Here is a 1,015-nt window from a genome sequence, read left to right on the forward strand (position 1 = left end):
CTGGTGGACGGAGCGGGACTATTCCGCCAAGTACTGGGCAGGACAGGCGTACCTTCAAGGTGGCGTCCCTGTGGCTACAATCCTTCAGGTATATGGCAACGGAACCACCACGCCGCCCGGACACATCCCGTATATCCCCGGCTTCGCGGTAACATCCGCCTACCCCCAACTCCGAGCATACGGTTTAGCCAATGGGTGGGCCACGGATGGGAGCGGCAACCCCGTACTCCCGAACGTAGAGAGCCCGTTCCTTCGTGGATGGCGTGCAGGTCAGACAGGCAATGATACTGGGCGTGTTTGGCTCGGTGCAGCAAGACGCCCTGCAGAGTATCACAGGCCAGTTCAACGTTGGTGCCCTTGTTAGCGGCGTGGGCGGTGTATTCGCTAGCGCTCCGACGACCGCCTCTCGTGCGGCAACGTCACAAACCGACTCAAACCAAATATCCTTTGACGCCTCCCGCGTGGCTCGCACAGCAGCGGAAACCCGCGTGGTCAACATACCGGTCACCCTCTACATCAAGGCATATGATGCCCCGGTAGACCCTGCCTTGTTGGTGGCCGCACAGGTAGTGAGCGACTTGGGCACCACAATGACCACCGTGGCCAAGCTTGGTAGGTTCTCTACGCCGAGGGCTACACTGTCCGGCCCCGCATTTGACATGACGGGTCTCTTGGCAGACCTACGCGAGTTCACGGTGATTGTTGAGGGATTTGGTGGGGCGTCTGCATCACGTCCCCGCATCCAGCTTGGTACATCGGGCGGCGTGGTGACAACAGGGTATGACCATTCCTGCCACCAGCTCTCGCCCGGGGGTAGAGATACGGCTGACGCCGTTCTGAATGCCTCCGAGCTGATTGATCTGAAGATCCATCAACAGCTACAGGGCGGTTTGGAGATCGAAACCGGGCTAGTCGGGAAGGAGGAGTGGTCGGAACGAAACGCGCTCGCCGGGATCATGCAGTCCCCGGATGAAGTCGTCGTCCAGATAGCCGGCAGCGCCCGTCGCCTGCCGCT

General features: G+C 60.6%; 1 protein-coding gene. It reads left to right on the top strand.

The window, feature by feature from the left end:
- Nucleotides 1-488: 488 nt before the first annotated feature.
- The coding region (locus ACPYOJ_RS34490) for a hypothetical protein (RefSeq protein WP_481420246.1) at nucleotides 489-1,015 on the top strand (527 nt) is incomplete at its 3' end.

The organism is Rhizobium sp. SVR5-9E, from assembly GCF_056755095.1.